At 62.5% G+C, this 17,032-nt stretch carries 19 protein-coding genes and 1 tRNA gene; 3 read left to right on the forward strand and 17 right to left on the reverse strand.

The window, feature by feature from the left end:
* Positions 1–3: 3 nt before the first annotated feature.
* From ACZ9EJ_RS19145 to obgE, 9 genes are all read right to left on the reverse strand, one after another.
* Complete coding sequence (locus tag ACZ9EJ_RS19145) at positions 4–1,203, reverse strand: divergent polysaccharide deacetylase family protein (RefSeq protein ID WP_046641801.1); 1,200 nt, start codon at positions 1,201–1,203, stop codon at positions 4–6.
* Between the two features lie 86 nt (positions 1,204–1,289).
* Positions 1,290–2,624: a S41 family peptidase gene (locus ACZ9EJ_RS19150; RefSeq protein ID WP_046641802.1), complete on the reverse strand. Its 1,335-nt coding sequence runs from the start codon at positions 2,622–2,624 to the stop codon at positions 1,290–1,292.
* Positions 2,614–4,029: a murein hydrolase activator EnvC family protein gene (locus tag ACZ9EJ_RS19155; RefSeq protein ID WP_052764677.1), complete on the reverse strand. Its 1,416-nt coding sequence runs from the start codon at positions 4,027–4,029 to the stop codon at positions 2,614–2,616. The genes ACZ9EJ_RS19150 and ACZ9EJ_RS19155 overlap by 11 nt, the downstream gene beginning before the upstream one ends.
* A gap of 91 nt (positions 4,030–4,120) precedes the next feature.
* Positions 4,121–4,603, reverse strand: a complete 483-nt coding sequence (rlmH, locus tag ACZ9EJ_RS19160; RefSeq protein ID WP_046641850.1) for a 23S rRNA (pseudouridine(1915)-N(3))-methyltransferase RlmH — start codon at positions 4,601–4,603, stop codon at positions 4,121–4,123.
* 107 nt (positions 4,604–4,710) lie between these two features.
* A complete protein-coding gene (rsfS, locus tag ACZ9EJ_RS19165; protein ID WP_037086221.1) occupies positions 4,711–5,142 on the reverse strand; it encodes a ribosome silencing factor in 432 nt (143 codons plus the stop codon).
* 150 nt (positions 5,143–5,292) lie between these two features.
* Positions 5,293–5,889, reverse strand: a complete 597-nt coding sequence (locus ACZ9EJ_RS19170) for a nicotinate-nucleotide adenylyltransferase (RefSeq protein WP_285230013.1) — start codon at positions 5,887–5,889, stop codon at positions 5,293–5,295.
* Between the two features lie 42 nt (positions 5,890–5,931).
* A complete protein-coding gene (locus tag ACZ9EJ_RS19175; protein ID WP_046641803.1) occupies positions 5,932–7,215 on the reverse strand; it encodes a glutamate-5-semialdehyde dehydrogenase in 1,284 nt (427 codons plus the stop codon).
* Positions 7,208–8,386, reverse strand: coding sequence for a glutamate 5-kinase (gene proB / locus ACZ9EJ_RS19180; RefSeq protein WP_046634684.1), 1,179 nt, complete (start codon positions 8,384–8,386; stop codon positions 7,208–7,210). Before proB ends, ACZ9EJ_RS19175 begins: the two co-directional genes overlap by 8 nt.
* Positions 8,383–9,444 carry a GTPase ObgE gene (gene obgE, locus ACZ9EJ_RS19185; RefSeq protein ID WP_046634686.1) on the reverse strand — a complete coding sequence of 354 codons (1,062 nt, stop codon included), beginning with the start codon at positions 9,442–9,444 and terminating at the stop codon, positions 8,383–8,385. Before obgE ends, proB begins: the two co-directional genes overlap by 4 nt.
* A gap of 114 nt (positions 9,445–9,558) precedes the next feature.
* Here obgE and ACZ9EJ_RS19190 point away from each other — a divergent pair, with 114 nt between their 5' ends.
* Entirely contained in the window at positions 9,559–10,422 is an 864-nt protein-coding gene (locus ACZ9EJ_RS19190; protein WP_046641804.1) for an endonuclease/exonuclease/phosphatase family protein, read from the forward strand.
* A 45-nt stretch (positions 10,423–10,467) separates the two neighbouring features.
* Here ACZ9EJ_RS19190 and ACZ9EJ_RS19195 read toward each other — a convergent pair whose 3' ends face one another.
* The 4 genes from ACZ9EJ_RS19195 to rplU all read right to left on the reverse strand — a co-directional run bounded on the left by ACZ9EJ_RS19195 (position 10,468) and on the right by rplU (position 12,433).
* Entirely contained in the window at positions 10,468–11,055 is a 588-nt protein-coding gene (locus tag ACZ9EJ_RS19195; protein ID WP_046641805.1) for a GNAT family N-acetyltransferase, read from the reverse strand.
* On the reverse strand, positions 11,052–11,687 hold the full coding sequence (locus ACZ9EJ_RS19200) for a GNAT family N-acetyltransferase (protein WP_046641806.1): 636 nt from the start codon (positions 11,685–11,687) through the stop codon (positions 11,052–11,054). The genes ACZ9EJ_RS19195 and ACZ9EJ_RS19200 overlap by 4 nt, the downstream gene beginning before the upstream one ends.
* A 132-nt stretch (positions 11,688–11,819) precedes the next feature.
* Positions 11,820–12,089: a 50S ribosomal protein L27 gene (rpmA, locus tag ACZ9EJ_RS19205; RefSeq protein WP_046606682.1), complete on the reverse strand. Its 270-nt coding sequence runs from the start codon at positions 12,087–12,089 to the stop codon at positions 11,820–11,822.
* Between the two features lie 32 nt (positions 12,090–12,121).
* Positions 12,122–12,433 (reverse strand): 50S ribosomal protein L21, encoded by a 312-nt coding sequence (gene rplU, locus ACZ9EJ_RS19210; protein WP_007757413.1) that lies wholly within the window; start codon positions 12,431–12,433, stop codon positions 12,122–12,124.
* Positions 12,434–12,755: 322 nt separating this feature from the next.
* Between rplU and ACZ9EJ_RS19215 the strand changes: the two genes are divergently transcribed.
* A tRNA-Ser gene (locus ACZ9EJ_RS19215) sits at positions 12,756–12,845 on the forward strand.
* Positions 12,846–12,867: 22 nt separating this feature from the next.
* On the opposite strand, the gene ACZ9EJ_RS19220 is transcribed toward ACZ9EJ_RS19215, so the two are convergent.
* Positions 12,868–13,689, reverse strand: coding sequence for an SHOCT domain-containing protein (locus ACZ9EJ_RS19220; protein ID WP_046641807.1), 822 nt, complete (start codon positions 13,687–13,689; stop codon positions 12,868–12,870).
* A 327-nt stretch (positions 13,690–14,016) separates the two neighbouring features.
* Here ACZ9EJ_RS19220 and ACZ9EJ_RS19225 point away from each other — a divergent pair, with 327 nt between their 5' ends.
* Entirely contained in the window at positions 14,017–14,844 is an 828-nt protein-coding gene (locus ACZ9EJ_RS19225) for a RibD family protein (protein WP_046641851.1), read from the forward strand.
* Here the strand turns inward: ACZ9EJ_RS19225 and ACZ9EJ_RS19230 are convergent.
* From ACZ9EJ_RS19230 to ACZ9EJ_RS19240, 3 genes are read right to left on the reverse strand one after another with little or no spacing between them, the layout of a single operon-like run.
* The gene (locus ACZ9EJ_RS19230) at positions 14,803–15,588 is read right to left on the reverse strand and encodes a class I SAM-dependent methyltransferase (RefSeq protein WP_046641808.1); all 786 of its coding nucleotides are present in this window, start codon (positions 15,586–15,588) and stop codon (positions 14,803–14,805) included. The genes ACZ9EJ_RS19225 and ACZ9EJ_RS19230 overlap by 42 nt on opposite strands.
* Positions 15,585–16,628, reverse strand: a complete 1,044-nt coding sequence (locus ACZ9EJ_RS19235) for a glycosyltransferase family 4 protein (protein ID WP_046641809.1) — start codon at positions 16,626–16,628, stop codon at positions 15,585–15,587. Before ACZ9EJ_RS19235 ends, ACZ9EJ_RS19230 begins: the two co-directional genes overlap by 4 nt.
* Positions 16,625–17,023 (reverse strand): 6-pyruvoyl trahydropterin synthase family protein, encoded by a 399-nt coding sequence (locus tag ACZ9EJ_RS19240; protein WP_046641810.1) that lies wholly within the window; start codon positions 17,021–17,023, stop codon positions 16,625–16,627. Before ACZ9EJ_RS19240 ends, ACZ9EJ_RS19235 begins: the two co-directional genes overlap by 4 nt.
* Between the last annotated feature and the right edge of the window lie 9 nt (positions 17,024–17,032).

Consider the following 17,032-nt stretch of genomic DNA (forward strand, 5'->3'; position numbering starts at 1 on the left):
CGATTACGGTCCGACGCTTTCGCTCGCAAGCGACGAGACGCCGACAATCTCGATACCGCGCTGCGAGACTTCCTCGCTCCATTGCCTTATCGCATCGATGCTCTCGTCGAAAGCCGAGGCGATGCCGATCGCCGTGCCCTTGCGGCCGGCTATACGCTCCAGTTCGTCAAGCTTCTTCAGGATGGCATCCTTCTGCAACTGCCCGTCAAGCGTCAGATCGCCAAAGGCGTGGGGCAGTTCGATCGCCTTGGCAAGGATCGCCGTCTTCGACTGCGCGGATGTCCCGTCGTCGAGGAAAAGCAGTCCCCGCTTGGAAATATCGCGCAGGACCGGCTCCAACGCGCCGGCGTCCGAGAGATAACGGCCGCCGAGATAGTTCATGACGCCGGTATAGTTGGTGATCTCGCCCATGGCCCGGTGAAGGCGGCCGAGATTGTCCTTCGGTGCCATCTTGGTCAGCAGGGTTCCGGGGCCGGGATCGTTTGCCGGGTAATCGAACGGTTCGAACGGCACCTGGATCAGGATTTCGTGGCCGGCGCGGCGGGCTTCCTGCATCCAGCGCTGCAGGCTGTTGCCGCTGACAGCAAAGGCGAGCGTCACCGTCGGCGGCAGGTCGCGGATCGCCCGCTGGGTGCCCGTCTGGCTGAGGCCTAGACCGCCGACGACGATCGCGATGCGGGTTCCGCGCGCGCCGGACCAGGGCCGCGCATACTGATCCATCGGCCGCTGCCCACCAGGCCCGATAATCGGCAGCCGGCCATGGGGCGAATCCTCCAGAAGCGCGTCGTTTGGCTGGGCAGCCATGCGGGGATCCTGGCCGATCCGCTGCGTGCCGATCATCACGGGTCCGCTGCCGTCGCGCGGGCGGGGGGTGTATTTGGTCACCACCGACCCGTCATCGGTCAGCGTCCGCTCGATATTGGCGCCGGAATTCGGATCGGAACGGGGCATGCCCGTGGATTGCTCCGGCGCTGCGCTCTGGCCGGATTTTGTGAGAGGCTGGACCTGTTCGGGCTTGGAAGCGGGCGGAACGCTGGAAGCCGTCTGCTTCAGCGCATCATCGCCGCGCATGGCGTAGAGCGAAAGCCCCAGCACGCCGGCAACTGCAAGCGTCGCAAAAACGATTGCAAGAGAAAACCTTCGGTTCCGTCGCCGAGCGGCCGGCCGGTTCTGTCCGAGCGGTGCATGGAGATCGGTGCCCAAGGTCTATTCCGCGTTTCTTCTGCAGATACGAAGAACCGGCCAGCGGGACGTTTCAAAGCGTCACGCTGGCCGGCCCGATGATGTCTTTACTTCTTGATCGTGGCGGCGGCGGCCTTATCCGGGCTCGGCGGGAAGGACGGATCCTTCTTGGCGCCGCGGAAGAGGTCGAGAGCATAGTTGAGCTGGAGGTCGTCCTTGGCTTCCGGCGGCACGTAGGCGACGGAACCGGAACCTTCGTCGGTTTCGGCCGCGCCCTGGATATGGCCGCGCAGGCTCGATTCGCCTTCAGCCCTGACCTTGCCCTGCAGTTCCGGCGGCAGCGGCTGTTCGACCTTAATGTCCGGCTGGATGCCGGTGCCCTGGATCGACTTGCCCGACGGCGTGTAATAGAGCGCGGTGGTCAGACGCAGCGCGCCGGCATCGCCGAGCGGGATGATCGTCTGGACCGAACCCTTGCCGAAGGAGCGCGTGCCGAGAACCGTGGCGCGGCGCAGATCCTGGAGCGCACCGGCGACGATTTCCGAAGCGGAAGCCGAACCGCCGTTGACAAGCACGATGACCGGCTTGCCGTCGGTCAGATCGCCTGGGCCGGCATTGAAGCGGCGGGTTTCGTCTGCATTGCGGCCGCGGGTCGAAACCACTTCGCCACGTTCCAGGAAGGCGTCGGAAACATTGATCGCCTGATCGAGCAGACCGCCCGGGTTGAGGCGCAGGTCGAGGACATAGCCCTTCAGCTTGTCGGCCGGGACATCCGCCTTGATCTTCTTGATCGCCTTTTCGAGGTCGTCATAGGTCTTCTCGGTGAAGGAGATGACGCGGACATAACCGACATCGCCGCCTTCGACACGGGACTTCACGGCGCGGACCGCGATGATGTCGCGTACCACGGTGATGTCGAGCGGCTTGTCGGCGCCCTGACGGATGATCGTCAGCTTGATTGGGGTATTGACGCCGCCGCGCATCTTCTCGACGGCTTCTTCGAGCTTCAGGCCGCGCACCGGCGCGCCATCGATCTCGGAGATGAAGTCGCCTGCCAGAATGCCGGCCTTGGAGGCGGGCGTATCGTCGATCGGTGCGATGACCTTGACGAGTTCGTTTTCCATCGTCACTTCGATGCCGAGGCCGCCGAACTCGCCACGCGTCTGCGTGCGCATGTCCTCGGCATCCTTGGCATTCATGAAGCTCGAATGGGGATCGAGCGAGGTCAACATGCCGTTGATGGCGTTCTCGACGAGCTTTTCCTCATTCGGCGGCGTCACATACTGGGCGCGCACGCGTTCGAACACGTCGCCGAAGATCGACAGTTCCCGATAGGTCGAAGGGCCGGCGGCCTGCGCCGGCACACCGGCCGAATAAATCACGCTCATCGCGGTCGCACCCAAGAGTGCACCGACGATGACAAGAGAAGCCCTACGAATCATTTCGTGCCCTTCCAGTTTCTTTCGAGGTCCACCACGGCTTGGAATCGACCGGTGTGCCATCTTTTCGGAATTCAATGTAAAGCGTTGGACGATCTGTTTCCAGCGCCAATGCGGTTGCGCTTGCCACTCTTTTCTCACCCATCACGGCAATGGGCTCGCCTGCGAAAACGAACTTGCCCTGCCGTGCATTCACAACGTCCATGCCGGTCAGAACCAGATGGTATCCATCTCCGGCATTGAGGATGATCATCTGTCCGTAACTCCGGAAGGCTCCGGCGAAAACTACCAGGCCGTCAGCCGGCGCCGTCACCACGGCACCCGCGTTCGAAGCAACCGTCATGCCTCTCGCCGTGTGCCCTGTCCCGTCGGCGTCGCCGAACCACCGCAATACATCTCCGGCGACCGGAAGCTCCAGCTTCTGCCTGAGGCTTGAAAACGCGTATGCGGGCGCAATGCGGTTTTTGTCAGGCACGCCGCTTTGGGCAAGCTGCTTTGCCCTTTCGCGCTCGGCGTCCGACATCATGCGCTGGCGTTCTTCCTCGGCGCGTGCCTGGTCGATTGCCTCGCGCACCGAGGCGATTTCACCTTCGAACGACTGAATGAGGTTTTCGAGCGTGGTGGCGCGACCGGCAAGCTCCTCGGAGCGGCGGCGCTCGGCGTCGAGATCGGCTGCGTTGCGCTTGTTCAACTTTTCGTTTTCTGCAAGCAGGAGGGCCATGCGGCGGTCCTCTTCGAGGCTCGCGGCAATGGTGCTGGAGACTGTGGTCTTCTCGGTCATCGCCAAGGCCTGCAGAGAGGCCAGGGACTGAAGGTCGGCAACCAGCTTGTCCGCCTCGTGGCGCATGCCGGGAACGACGGCGCCGAGGAGGATCGCGCTGCGAACGGAGGCGAGCGCATCATCGGGCGTCACCAGAAGTGCAGGCGGCGGATTGCGGCCCATGCGCTGGAGGGCGGCGAGAACTTCGGCCAGCACCGCGCGGCGGCCGCGCAGGGAGGTGCGAATACCGTCCTCCTTGTGCTTTAGTTCGGCGATCTTCTTCTCGCTGTCGAGGATCTTGGTTTCCAGGCCTCTGCGGCGTGCCGCCGAATCGATCAGCGCCTGGCGGACATCGGCGGTGTTCTTCCTGATATCGGCGATGGTCTTTTCGATGGCGGCAGCCCTGTCGCCCGAAATCTTCATGCTCTTGGTCAGAACTTCGAGCTCGCCGCGGGTTTCGTTGCGGCGGCGCTGCAGATCGGCCGTGGGATCGACTGCCGTGGCCGGTGCCGCCTGGGGCGCCGTCGGCGAGGCCACATTCTGGGCGTGCGCGGTATTGGAGATCTGGAGGGTTGGGACCAGCGCGAAACCGAGAGCCGCCTTCAGAAGCAGCGCGCGCCGGTACGATGTGATCCTGATTGTCCGCATTCCCGCTCCGCTATCCGCCGGATCGAGAAAGCCTAAGCTGATTTGCCCGGCGAGGCCACAAACAACATCGTGTTTGAAGGTAAACGATCGTTTAAGCCCTGTGATAGGGATGGCCCGAAAGGATGGTGACGGCGCGGTAGAGCTGTTCGGCGATCAGAATGCGGACCAGTTGGTGCGGCCAGGTCATCGAACCGAGGTTGAGCACCATATCTGCCCGTTCGCGCAAGTCCGGATCGAGCCCGTCGGCTCCACCGATCGCCAGCATCAGGTCGCGTTTGCCGCTGTCGCGATATCGACCGATCGTGCCGGCAAATGCCTCACTGTCGAGCGCCTTGCCGCGTTCGTCGAGAAGAATGAGAACCGCGCCATCGGGAAGCACCTTCTCAAGCGCGCCGGCTTCTTCGCGCTTGCGGGTGTCGGCATTCGTCGCGCGGCTTTCCTGGATCTCGATCAGTTTCGACAATTCCAGGCCTACCGCTGGGCCAGCCTTGGCGAAGCGGTCGAGATAACGGGACGCAAGTTCCTTCTCCGGTCCGGTCTTTAGCCGTCCCACGGCGAAAAGGCTTATTCGCATGTCCTGATCCGTTGATTTTGCGGCCGAAAATTCCATCTTGCGGCGAGTTGACACCCAGCCGCCTGGTTTCGACCTCAGTCCGACGGTTCAGGGCATGCCCGAACCCGTCAGTGCAGCAATGTGCCTTCCTCGATATCCGGCGTCGCCCACATCTTTTCGATGTTGTAGAACGCGCGAATTTCAGGGCGGAACACGTGAACGATGATGTCACCGGTGTCAATGAGCACCCAGTCACCCGTCTCCTGCCCTTCGACGCGGGCGTTGCCAAGCCCCTCGTCCTTCAGGTCGGAAATCAGGTGATCGCTGATGGCCATGACATGCCGGTTCGATCGTCCGGAGACAACGACCATGTAGTCCCCGAGCGCTGATTTTCCAGCAATGTTGATGGTGACGATGTCTTCAGCTTTGGAGTCCTCGAGACTTGCGAGGACCAGTTCGAGAGCACGGGCAGCAGCATCGGCGCCACGTTCCAGGCTCTGCGGGAGAACGGAGGCCGTCCTGCCCTTGGCGTGTACTGTTGTCAGGGTTTGTCCTTTCATCCGGGTAACAGCTACAGGCACTTAAAGCGAATCCGATTCACGCTCGGCCGCTGTATTTAAGGTGGCATCGAATTCTTAATCTTTCAAGAGAGCGCCCGAAAAGGTGATAGAAAGATGTAGACCCCTTTCGTCGCAGCGGCTTGGCCGGTGCTAGCCCGGTTTCTGGTCGTTGGCGGCGCGGATCGCCGTGGAGCTCAGGGCTGAACGCGGGCCGTGGATGAAGGTCCAGGCCGGTGCGCGCCGCTTCCACAGCGTCCCTGCGTCATCCTCGTCCACACGGGCGTAATCGAAGGTGCGGGCCATCTTCGACGACAGGAACGACAGGGTCGCCCCTGGCCGGTCGATGACCGCGATCGGGAAAGTCGAGGCGATCGTCTGCCATTTCTGCCAGTGGTGGAAGGTTTTCAGGCTGTCGGCGCCCATCACCCAGACGAAATGCACGAGCGGGTTCTTGGCCTTCACGAAGGCCAGCGTATCGGCGGTATAGGATCCGCCGAGCGTCTTTTCGAAAGCGGTGATCTTGATGCGCGGATCGTCGATCAGCTTTTCGCTCATCGCCAGCCGGTCGCCGAGCGAAGCAAGTTCGGAGCGGCTTTTCAGCGGGTTGCCGGGGGTCACCATCCACCACAGCTGGTCGAGGCCGAGGCGCCTCAGCGCGATCTCGGCGACCAGGAGATGGCCCTCATGGGGTGGATTGAACGAGCCGCCGAACAGGCCGACGGCCATGCCCCGTTCGGCATGCGGCATGACCAGATATCGGCGGTCGATCGTCTCTTCCGTCACGCGCGATCAGGGCCGGATCTGGCCGGTGCCGTGCACCCGGTATTTGAAAGAGGTCAGCTGCTCGACGCCGACGGGGCCGCGCGCATGCATCTTGCCAGTCGAAATGCCGATCTCGCCGCCCATGCCGAACTCGCCGCCATCGGCGAACTGGGTGGAGGCATTGTGCAGCAGGATCGCCGAATCGAGTTCGTTGAAGAAACGCGACACGACCTGCGGATCCTCGGCGATGACAGCTTCCGTGTGGTTGGAGGAATAGGTGTTGATGTGGCGGATGGCGCCGGAAATACCGTCGACGATCGCAACCGAGATGACCGCGTCCAGATATTCGGTGCGCCAATCCTCTTCCGTCGCAGGCTTGAAGCCCGGAAAGACCTTGAGGACGGTCGCCGAGGCGCGGATTTCACAGCCGGCTTCCGTCAGCGCTTCCAGGATCGGCATCAGATGCGTGCCGATCCCGGCACTGTCGACCAGCATGGTCTCGGCCGCGCCGCAGACGCCGGTGCGGCGCATCTTGGCGTTGACAACGATTTTCTTCGCCATCTCCAGGTCCGCGGAGGAGTCCACATAGATATGGCAGAGGCCTTCGAGATGGGCGAAGACCGGCACGCGCGCCTCGTTCTGGACACGCGCGACGAGGCTCTTGCCGCCGCGCGGCACGATCACGTCGATCGCGCCATCGAGGCCCGACAGCATGGCGCCGACGGCGGCGCGGTCGGTGGTCGGCACGATCTGGATCGCATGTTCCGGAAGGCCGGCAGCCTTCAGACCGGCCACGAGGCAATCGTGGATCGCCTCCGACGACTGCGCGGAATCCGAACCACCGCGCAGGATCACGGCATTGCCGGCCTTGAGGCAGAGCGCGCCGGCATCGGCGGTGACGTTCGGCCGGCTTTCATAGATCACGCCGATGACGCCAAGCGGGGTACGGACGCGTTCGATCTTCAGCCCGTTCGGACGGTCCCAGGCGGCGATGACTTCACCGACAGGATCCTTGAACTCGGCGATCTCGCGCAGCGCCTGTGCCATGCCGGCGATGGACTTTTCGGTGAGCGTCAGCCGGTCGATGAACGACGGCAGCAGTTTTTTGCCTTCGACGCCTTTCAGGTCGGCAGCATTGGCGGCGAGGATCCTGTCCTTGTCGGCAAGGATCGCATCCGCCATGGCGTTCAACGCCTTGTTCTTCGCTTCGGTCGAGGCCGTCGCAAGCTGGCGGGCCGCAGCCTTCGCATTGCGGCCGATCTCACCCATCACCGCGGCGACGTCGCCGGTCTTCGCAACCATATCAAGCATGGGCGGCATCCTCCTTGCGGTCTTCTTTTTTTACTTTCCGCTTCGCCGGCCCGGTCATGACAAGGTCATCGCGATGGACCATGGCGGCGCGGCCGGCATAACCGAGGATCGCCTCGATCTCGCCGGACTTGCGCCCGGTGATCTGGCGGGCTTCCTCGGCATCGTAGCTCACCAGCCCGCGGGCGATCTCGCGCCCGTCGATGCCGATGATCGCGACCGTGTCGCCGCGATGGAAATGGCCGTCGATGCGGCGCACGCCGGCCGGCAGCAGGCTCTTGCCGGTGCCGAGCGCGGTTTCAGCGCCCTCGTCGACGAAAAGTTCGCCGGCCGGCTGAAGCTGTCCCGCGATCCAGGTTTTTCGCGCGGTCACGGGAGTGCCGGAGGGTGCAAACCACGAGGAGCGGGTGCCCTGCTCGATGGCACGCAGCGGATGATCCGTCTTGCCGGATGCGATGATCATGGCGCAGCCGGCACCGGTCGCAATCTTGCCGGCATCGATCTTGGTGCGCATGCCGCCGCGCGACAATTCGGATGCGGCGCCGCCGGCCATGGCTTCTATCTCCGGCGTGATCGCCGGGACGATTTCCAGGAATTTCGCGTCCGGGTCGAGATGCGGCGGGGCGGTGTAGAGGCCGTCGATGTCTGAGAGCAGAACCAGGAGATCGGCGCTGGTCATGGTGGCGACGCGGGCGGCGAGGCGATCGTTGTCGCCGTAACGGATTTCGGTCGTGGCGACCGTATCGTTCTCGTTGATGATCGGCACCGCGCCGATCTTCAAGAGCTGGTTGATCGTGGCGCGGGCGTTGAGGTAACGGCGGCGCTCTTCCGTGTCGCCCAGCGTCAGCAGGATCTGGCCAGCCACGATGCCGTCGCGCGAAAGACTTTCCGACCAGGCGCGGGCAAGCGCGATCTGGCCGACGGCTGCCGCCGCCTGGCTTTCCTCGAGCTTCAGCGCGCCGGAGGGCAGGTCGAGCACGGTGCGGCCCATGGCGATCGCGCCGGAAGAAACGACCAGAACGTCGATGCCTCTCGCCTTCAACGCGGCGATATCGGCGCAGATGGCATCAAGCCACTGCGACTTCAGGCCCGTCTTGCGGTCGACGAGCAGCGCCGAGCCGATCTTGATGACGATGCGGCGATGGCTGGCGAGCGGTTTACGGACAGCCGTCATGCGTCCTCGTCCTCATCGAGATCCTGAATGGGGGTGGAGCGATCGGGCAGCGCGGTTTCGTTGACGCCGCTCGCTTCGACGATGACGTCGCGCAGGGCGCGCAGCACCTCGGTCATGCCCTTGCCGGTGACGGCGGAGATCAGGAACGGCGTCTGGCCGCAGGCCTTTTCCAGTTCCTTCGCCTTCTTCTTCAGTTCCTTGTCATCGAGCACGTCGATCTGCGACAGCGCCACGATGACCGGCTTGTCGATCAGGCCGCCGCCATAGGCCTCAAGTTCGTGTTTGACGGTCTTGTAGGCCTGGCCGACCTTTTCCTCGACGGAGGAGACCAGATGCAGGAGCACGCGGGTGCGCTCGACATGGCCGAGGAACCGATCGCCGATGCCGACACCCTCATGGGCGCCTTCGATCAGGCCGGGAATATCGGCGAGTACGAATTCGCGGCCGTCGATGGTGGCGACGCCGAGATTGGGATGCAGCGTCGTGAACGGGTAGTTGGCGATCTTCGGACGGGCGCGGGTGACGCTGGCAAGGAAGGTCGACTTGCCGGCATTCGGCATTCCGACGAGGCCGGCGTCGGCGATCAGCTTCAGCCGCAGCCAGATCGTCTTTTCCTCGCCTTCAAGGCCAGGATTGGCCCAGTTCGGCGCCTGGTTGGTCGCGCTTTTGAAATGGGTGTTGCCGAAGCCGCCATTGCCACCCTTGGCCAGCCGGAACCTCTGGCCTTCGCGGGTGAGGTCGATGATCAGAGTCTCGTTGTCTTCCTCGAAAATCTGGGTGCCGACAGGCACTTTCAACGTCACTTCGCCGCCATTGGCGCCGGTGCGGTTGCGGCCCATGCCGTGGGTGCCGGTCTGGCCCTTGAAATGCTGCTGGAAGCGGAAATCGATCAGGGTGTTGAGGCCGTTGACCGCCTCCACCCACACGTCGCCGCCACGCCCGCCGTCACCGCCATCAGGTCCGCCGAACTCGACGAACTTTTCCCGCCGGAACGAGACCGCGCCCGCGCCGCCGTCGCCGGAGCGGATATAGACTTTTGCCTCGTCGAGAAATTTCATCTTGTCGCCGTCAGTCTTGTGTTAGTCGGGATGCCTGTCGCTTCAGTTAGGGCGCTCAGTGCATGTCGATAGGGGTTTCGATATCGTCGGTTGGGGCGGAGGTCAAAGAATATCATGAAGTTCGTCAGCTATAACATTCAATACGGGATCGGCATGGATGGTGTGTTCGATCCCGAACGCATAGCCGCGAGTATCGATGGAGCGGATGTGATCGCGCTTCAGGAAGTGACCCGCGGCTTCCCCAGGAACGGTCATGTGGATCTCGTCGCCCGTTTTTCGGATCTGTTTCCGGACCATTTTCATGTCTATGGCGCACCTTGCGACCTGCTGCTCGACGTCTCGGTCGAGAATGGCCGCCGCATCGAGCGTCGTTTCCAGTTCGGCAACATGATCCTGTCGCGCTGGCCGATCCTTTCCACCCGCCACCTTCTGCTGCCCCGCAGCCGCACCGTCGAGATGCTCAACCTGCAGCGCGGAGCGCTGGAAGCGGTCATCGTCGCGCCCGGCGGGCCGCTTCGGGTCTATTCCGTCCACCTCGATCATGTTTCTCCCGATGAACGGCTCGGCCAGATCCGCTATCTCAAGGAGCGGGTGGTGAATTTCACCTCCGAGGGCGGCTCGTTGACCGGCGCCGCCGAAGAGGGGTTCCCCGATCTGCCGCTGCCGGAGGATTTCCTGCTGATGGGCGATTTCAACATGGAGCCGGAATCGACGGAATATATCGCCATGGCTGGCCAGCGGGACCGTTACTACGGCCGCATCCTGCGCGCCAACGAGCCCGTCGACGTGCTGGACCGCCTCGGATCGGTGACGCCGGAAACCTATACTTGGGCGAAGCCGCCGGGCGACGGGCCGATAAGGATGCATCTCGATCATTGCTTCGTGAATGCCGGGCTGGTGCCGCGGCTGAAAAACGCCTGGATCGACAACGAGGCGCCTGGTTCCGACCATTTCCCGGTCTGGGTCGAGGTCGAGTGAATGACCCGGCGGAGTTTCCTCCGCCGGGTCATTGTTACCTGAGCGTCACGGTCGGGCCGGCCGCCGGAAATCCTCGGGCAAAAGCATGGTCTCGATATGCGGGACCTGGCGGTTGCGGGACAGGCTGAAGAGCTGGTTCGCATCGACGATGGTGAAGCCGAGCTTCTTCTGGACGTTCAGCGAGGCCAGATTGTCCGCAAAGGCCCCGGAAAAGACCTGCGCTTCCGGCATCCGCCGGAAGAAACGTTCCAGCGTCGCGGCCACCGCTTCGGTCATGTAACCCCGATCCCAGTAGAGCCGGTTCAGCCAATAGCCGAGACGCCATTGACCGCGTCTCGGTTCCAGACCGACCATGCCGATATGGATGTCGTCGCCGGTGGTGATCGCCAGCGTCCAGTCCGGCAGGATGCCGGACGCATGCGGGACGAGCCAATCCAGCGCGTCCTGGCGGTCATAGGGCTGCGGCACCCGCGCCAGCATGCGGGCGACCTTGAAATCGCCGAGCGATTCGGCAATCGCCGTCGCATCGGTGATCTTGTGCGGGCGAAGAACCAGCCTTTCCGTGGTGATGACCGGGCAGGGGCCGGGCATCGTGGCGGTCGAACTCGTCTTCTGGAGGACGGCGGCGTTCATCGCAGTTCTCCCCAGCTTCTCAAGGACATCCAGGTCTTGCGGTCGAGCCGGAACCACTCGACGGCGACCATGCCGCCAAGCGCCAGGCAATCGATCATGCCGGTGCCCTGGAACTGGAAGCCGCATTTCTGGATCACGCGCCGGGAGGCGATGTTGGTCACCCGGCAGCGGGCATCGATATGGTCGATGTTGTTGCGGGTCCGGAAGGCCATGTCGATCAGGGCGTGGGCTGCTTCCGTGGCGTAGCCCCTGTTCCAATAGGGTTCGCCCAGCCAATAGCCGAGTTCGAGCGTTCTCTCGTCCTGTTGCGGTTCGAGCGCGCAGCAACCGAGAAAGGCACCATTGTCGCCTCGCGTGATGGCGTAGACGCATTTGCCAATCTCGCCGGCCTTCGTGCGTCGCACGAAATCGGCTGCGTCCTTAGCCGTATAGGGATGCGGCATACGCGACACCATGGTCGCGATATTCGCATTGTTGGCGAGATGGGCAAGTGCGTCGATGTCTTCTTCGTGGGGTGTGCGCAGAACTAAGCTCTGCGACAATAAGACGGGGCAATCGCTTCTCGACCGGTCGGGTCTTAACCGTTCCTCTGGCGGCCGGGATTGGCTCGCCCTTAGTAATTCGCCTTGCATGTTCAGTCCTCCTGTTGGGGGTAAAGAAAAAGGGAAGATGGTGGTGTCCCATCTTCCCTTTTTTCTGACTGAACCTTGTGAAGCGTTCAGCCGGGTCGATGTGACACCGGCTGCTTAAAACGCTTGCCGGCTTTATTCTGCTGCTTCGGCTTTCGGCATTACGGACACGAACACACGACCATTGGCCTTGGTTCGGTAATTCACATTGCCTTCGGTAAGCGCAAAAATGGTGTGATCGGTGCCGATGCCGACATTGGCGCCCGGATGCCACTGCGTGCCGCGCTGACGTACGATGATGTTGCCCGGAATGACGGCTTCGCCGCCGAACTTCTTCACGCCAAGGCGCTTGGAATTCGAATCGCGACCGTTGCGCGACGAACCGCCAGCTTTTTTATGTGCCATTGGAGTTCTCCTTTAACCTTCGAAACCCGTTGTTAAGCCAAGATGTCCGTGATGCGGACGACCGTGTGATGCTGGCGATGACCGCGAATCCGCTTGGAATTCTGACGGCGACGCTTCTTGAAGGAAAGAACCTTCTTGCCGCGATTATGCTCGACCACTTCGGCCTTGACCGTCGCACCCGCAACGAAGGGTGCGCCGAACTTGGCATCGGCACCAACGCCGACAACCAGGATTTCGTTGAATTCTACAACTGAACCAGCTTCGGCTTCCAGCTTTTCGATGGTGAGCACGTCGTTGGCTGCCACGCGGTACTGCTTACCGCCGGTCTTGATGACTGCGAACATTTTTTATCCTTTCATGTTCGTTTCCGGCTCTGCCTTCATAAAAGGCGGCCGTCTTTTTATCAGTCGGGCTCTAGCAGGGTTTCGAAAGAGGTGATCTTTAGAACTTGTCTGCCGGTGGAATTCGTGCGGCTGTTCCAACAACCTCCACACAAACAAAGAGGCATGGATACTTTTCCACGCCTGATCGCGAGCGGACATACGCGAGCGACAAAAAACTGTCAAGACGAAAGGATATAAAGACTTGATATTCGCCCCTTGCCAGCCCCATGTTTGCCCGCTATGAGAACGCCCGCGCTGACCAACGCGTCACACGTCTTTAAGCGGAGAGGTGGCTGAGTGGTCGAAAGCACCGCACTCGAAATGCGGCATACGGGCAACCGTATCGTGGGTTCGAATCCCACCCTCTCCGCCATGACGATCCTGGGCTGCCAGTGTTACAGTCGTTTAAGCAACTCCGTCTTTTTCGCCGTGAATTCGTCGTCTGAAAGTATTCCTTTAGAATGCAGACCAGCAAGTCGTTCAATCTTGCTGATGATATCGTCTGGATCGACGCCAGCCGGCGGGGAGTGAATATTTGGGCTCAGAACCGCTATCGATGGAGCAGCGACGCTCGGGCTCTGGCCTGACGGCGTTTCCTGTTCTTGGTTCGGCGTCGGCATGTTGTCAGCGGGCGATACGATTTCCAATTCCGATACGCGCACGAGCCCGTGCTGTGAGGTGAAGGTCAACGACTGGTCGCCGCTCTGCTGCTGCGAAAAACCGCCGATGCTATGGTCTTTTGTGTCGTATACCGTGATCTGCCCGTTTACATCGATGGCCAGGCGGCGGCTTGCCGGAAAGAAGGCGTAGCGAAGACTGTTCTGCGCGCCGGTCGATGAGGGCTGGCCAAGATGTTGAGGCCACGAACTGCTATGCGAACTCGACTGGTAAAAGAAGCTGTTTCCGTCTCCCTGTCTCTGGGATTGATACGGCCGATCTACCTTCGGGCCGGAGAGTTCTCCAGAGCGGATATAAGCGGCGATCTCCCCGCAAAGCAAATCCACCCGGTGCTTCAACCCATTGTTGAACATGTCACCGATCATGATCATGCCGCCGCTCGACCATTGCCCCATGCCGCCAAGCTCGACGTGGTTGAACTGTGCCTGACTGGCATGCCCGGCGATCAAGGCCATCGCAAGGTGCTCGACCACGCCAGGGCTGAACCCGTGCCGCTGGGACAGGCCTTCGATAATACTCTGTTCCTGGATATCTCTCATCACAAGCTGTACTCGATTGGCCGGGCTTCATCTATGACATTTGCAGGGCCTTGAGGATACCCATGGAGATCGCATCGCGACTATCCGAAACCGTCGGGGGCATTGCCGCACTTCATGCGCTTCTCGCGGCGATGGAGGTCGGCAACCGCGCTTGCCTTTTCTGTACCACAGCGGCCGGAACTTTCTCCGTCTGGTGTCTGGTGGTTGACGGAATGTTGATCTGGTGAAATTTTCCGCGCGTATTACAGCTACGGGAGAATGCAGCGGGCGAGGAACCTTTTGCGGGTGCCGGCATTCATCTTTTTCGGCCGGAAGACGAGGCGGGACATGCGATCAGTGAGGATGACCGAAGAGCTGTGGCAGCATCTGCTTTCGCTTCGCGAAGGATCCTTGCGCCCGGTGGCGCTCTCCGCCGATGTCGATGGTTCCGGTCTTTCGCTCTACAGCCCGATCGCGATCCGCGGCGAGCCTCTGGTTCTGGCCCAGGTCGGCCAGTCTCTGGACGGCCGCGTCGCGACGCCGACCGGCGATGCCCAGGATGTGTCGGGCTGCGACGGGATTGCCCATCTGCACCGGTGCCGGGCGCTGGTGGATGCGGTGGTCGTCGGGGTCGGGACGGTCGTTGCCGACGACCCCAGTCTTTCGGTTCGTGCCGTCAGCGGCAAAAGCCCCGTGCGGGTCGTGGTGGATTGCAATGGCCGCATGCCGGAGCGAGCCAAGATGCTGCATGACGGGGGGACGCCCGTGCTCGTTTTGCAGGCTGACGACATTCCGCTCCGCAACGACCGGCGCCGGATCATCCGGCTGCCGCGCCAGGCGGATGGGGGGCTCTCGCCGCGGGATATTCTCGCGGCGCTCGCGGAACGCGGCCTCGCCAAGGTGCTCGTCGAAGGAGGCGCAACCACCATTTCCCGCTTCGTCGATGCCCAGATGATCGACCGGATGCATATCTCGGTGGCGCCGATCATCATCGGTTCGGGTCCTGCCGGCATTCGTCTTTCCCCCATCGACCGGCTGTCGGAAGCCCGCCGCCCGGAGGTTCAGGTCTACAATATCGGCACGGATATCGTGTTCGACTGCAATTTCCGCATTGAAGCGCAGCAGGTGGCCGTCTCAGCGGATTGCGAGGATGTCCTGATGGCCGACCTGGCATAGGCTGCCTTCGCGGCCGATCATTTTCCGCCGGAAATCGGCCCAGTCGCGGATTTCGTTTTCGTCGAGCTGGCCGTATTCATGGACCGCGCGCACCACGCCGTCGAGGAACAGACGCTGCAGCTCCCGGTGGTCGGCAGCCATCGTCCATGGGCTTTCGGCGGTCGTCACCGTGTAGCCGCTCTCCCTGAGGCAACCGGCCAGCGTCTCCCAGGCCCGCGGCCCCAGCGAAAATCCAAAACCCTTGTCACTCAGCTGATGGGCGTTGAAGCTTGCAAGCACCGCCTCGTCCAGCGGATGCGGCTTCGACCAGCGCATCCGGCCGTCATAGTTGAGCGCCGCGTAGAGACTGGCACCCCTCTGCGCGACATGGGCGACGAAACGGCGAATGAACTGCTCCGAACAGAGATCGAAGAGCGCAGATGCGGTCACGAGGGTGATATCGGTGAGCGGCAGCTCTCCAATCTCATTGAGATCCCCCTGGACGAGTTCGACAGCATCCCCATGCAAGCGGCGGGCTTCGTCCAGCAGCCGGTGGTCGTGGTCGAAAAGCCGAAAGTGAGCCGGCTTTCGAAGCCGCGGGGAAATCGCGCGGAAGGTCGAGCCGGTGCCGCAGCCGATATCGAGGATGGTTGGGGCGGAGGCGCTTTCGAGGGATTGTATAGCCGCTGCCAGCAAGTCCGCGTCCCGTGCGCGAACATCCACGGGCTCGCGCAGCGCCAGCCAGTCCCTGTCGAAGCCGCTCATGAAACCGTTTCCAGAAAACCGGAGATGGCGACGGCAGTGTCCCGCCAGGACGGAAGCCCGGCCCCGGCAATCGCTGCGGCGTCGGCCATGGAAATGCGCGTCTCGGGCTCCTCCAGCAGCCGTCGCAGAGCGCCTGCGAAGGCGTTCGGGTCGTCCGGCGGCACGAGAAAGCCGGCGCTTTTGGGCACGACGTCCGGCACGGCCCCTGCCGCACAGCCGACGATCGGCAGCCCTTGCGCGAGCGCCTCGGCGAACACCATGCCGTAACCTTCATAACGGCTTGCCAGCGCAAAGATATCGGCCTTGGCGAATTCGGAACGTGTGTCGTCGATCTGGCCGGCGAGTTCGATGCGGTGACCGAGCCCGGATTGGGCGACCTGGCGTTCGAGTTGCGCTGCGACGTCGGGGTCTAGCACCTTGCTGCCGACGATGCGGCATGTCCACGGCAGATCGCGCAGCTTTTCGAGCGCAGAAATCAGTATGTCGTGGCCTTTGCGGCGGGTCAGCGTGCCGATGCTGAGGATCAGGGGCGGATCGCCGCCGCCGGCAGCCAGCGGTGCCGGATCCATGCCAGGGATGGCGACCGTGATCCTTTCCGCGGGAATGGCGTAATTGGCGGCGAGTTCGGCAGCGGTGGCATGCGATGTGACGATAATGCCCCGGGTGTGCGCCAGAGCCGCCTTTTCCCGGGCGGCGGTGGCCTGCTGCTGCTCGCGGTCGAGCCCTGTCTCCAGTGCCAGCGGGTGGTGCACGAGCGCCATGATCTTCAGGCGCTTTGCTTCGCGCCCCGCCCATACGTCCATCACGCCGAAGGCCAGGCCGTCGATCAGCACAAGACTACCGTCGGCGAGCCTGGAGAGCATCCGTTCGGCAGCGTCTAGCTGTTTCGCGCTCGGATTTGGAAAGCCGTCGCCGAGGGAGATCAGTTCGACATTCCAGCCGAGGTCGCGCAGGGCTGCGACCGCACGGCGATCGTAGCCGTAGCCGCCGGTGCGGGTTTCCAGTTCGCCCGGATAGGCGAAGACCAGACCGCGGTTCACAGTTCTGCCTCGAACCAGCCGCGGGCGGTGTGCGATTCGTGCAGCATGACCCGCAGTTTGCGGATGCGGCTACCGCCCTCACCGAGCCGTCCATTCCGGACGGCATCGGCGATGCGGTCGAATATGTGCTTGGCGAGGAACTCCGTGGTCGTCACCTTGCCGGCGAAAATCTCCAGCGTGTCGAGGTTCTGGTAGTTGAGCGGCGCCAGCACTTCCTTCAGCACGTCGGTCGCAAGCCCGATATCCACGGCAAGGCCGTTCTCGTCCAGATCGCCGGTGAAGAAGGCGGCGTCGACCACGAAGGTTGCCCCGTGCATGCCCTGGGCGGGGCCGAAAACCGGGCGGGCGAGACTATGCGCGATCATGATGTGATCGCGGACTTCGACGGCGAACATTAGGGATTT

Source organism: Neorhizobium sp. USDA 3394, assembly GCF_056280385.1.

What these genes read in the sequence shown, in the direction of transcription:
- ACZ9EJ_RS19190 (WP_046641804.1), top strand. Translation starts at nt 9,559, where the DNA reads ATGAAGTTCGTCAGCTATAACATTCAATACGGGATCGGCATGGATGGT.
- proB (WP_046634684.1), bottom strand. Translation starts at nt 8,386, where the DNA reads ATGACGGCTGTCCGTAAACCGCTCGCCAGCCATCGCCGCATCGTCATC.
- ACZ9EJ_RS19240 (WP_046641810.1), bottom strand. Translation starts at nt 17,023, where the DNA reads ATGTTCGCCGTCGAAGTCCGCGATCACATCATGATCGCGCATAGTCTC.
- rplU (WP_007757413.1), bottom strand. Translation starts at nt 12,433, where the DNA reads ATGTTCGCAGTCATCAAGACCGGCGGTAAGCAGTACCGCGTGGCAGCC.
- ACZ9EJ_RS19155 (WP_052764677.1), bottom strand. Translation starts at nt 4,029, where the DNA reads ATGCGGACAATCAGGATCACATCGTACCGGCGCGCGCTGCTTCTGAAG.
- ACZ9EJ_RS19220 (WP_046641807.1), bottom strand. Translation starts at nt 13,689, where the DNA reads ATGAGAGATATCCAGGAACAGAGTATTATCGAAGGCCTGTCCCAGCGG.
- ACZ9EJ_RS19150 (WP_046641802.1), bottom strand. Translation starts at nt 2,624, where the DNA reads ATGATTCGTAGGGCTTCTCTTGTCATCGTCGGTGCACTCTTGGGTGCG.
- ACZ9EJ_RS19200 (WP_046641806.1), bottom strand. Translation starts at nt 11,687, where the DNA reads ATGCAAGGCGAATTACTAAGGGCGAGCCAATCCCGGCCGCCAGAGGAA.
- ACZ9EJ_RS19170 (WP_285230013.1), bottom strand. Translation starts at nt 5,889, where the DNA reads ATGCCGCATGCCGAACGGGGCATGGCCGTCGGCCTGTTCGGCGGCTCG.
- ACZ9EJ_RS19230 (WP_046641808.1), bottom strand. Translation starts at nt 15,588, where the DNA reads ATGAGCGGCTTCGACAGGGACTGGCTGGCGCTGCGCGAGCCCGTGGAT.
- rsfS (WP_037086221.1), bottom strand. Translation starts at nt 5,142, where the DNA reads ATGAAAGGACAAACCCTGACAACAGTACACGCCAAGGGCAGGACGGCC.
- rpmA (WP_046606682.1), bottom strand. Translation starts at nt 12,089, where the DNA reads ATGGCACATAAAAAAGCTGGCGGTTCGTCGCGCAACGGTCGCGATTCG.
- rlmH (WP_046641850.1), bottom strand. Translation starts at nt 4,603, where the DNA reads ATGCGAATAAGCCTTTTCGCCGTGGGACGGCTAAAGACCGGACCGGAG.
- obgE (WP_046634686.1), bottom strand. Translation starts at nt 9,444, where the DNA reads ATGAAATTTCTCGACGAGGCAAAAGTCTATATCCGCTCCGGCGACGGC.
- ACZ9EJ_RS19195 (WP_046641805.1), bottom strand. Translation starts at nt 11,055, where the DNA reads ATGAACGCCGCCGTCCTCCAGAAGACGAGTTCGACCGCCACGATGCCC.
- ACZ9EJ_RS19225 (WP_046641851.1), top strand. Translation starts at nt 14,017, where the DNA reads ATGCGATCAGTGAGGATGACCGAAGAGCTGTGGCAGCATCTGCTTTCG.
- ACZ9EJ_RS19175 (WP_046641803.1), bottom strand. Translation starts at nt 7,215, where the DNA reads ATGCTTGATATGGTTGCGAAGACCGGCGACGTCGCCGCGGTGATGGGT.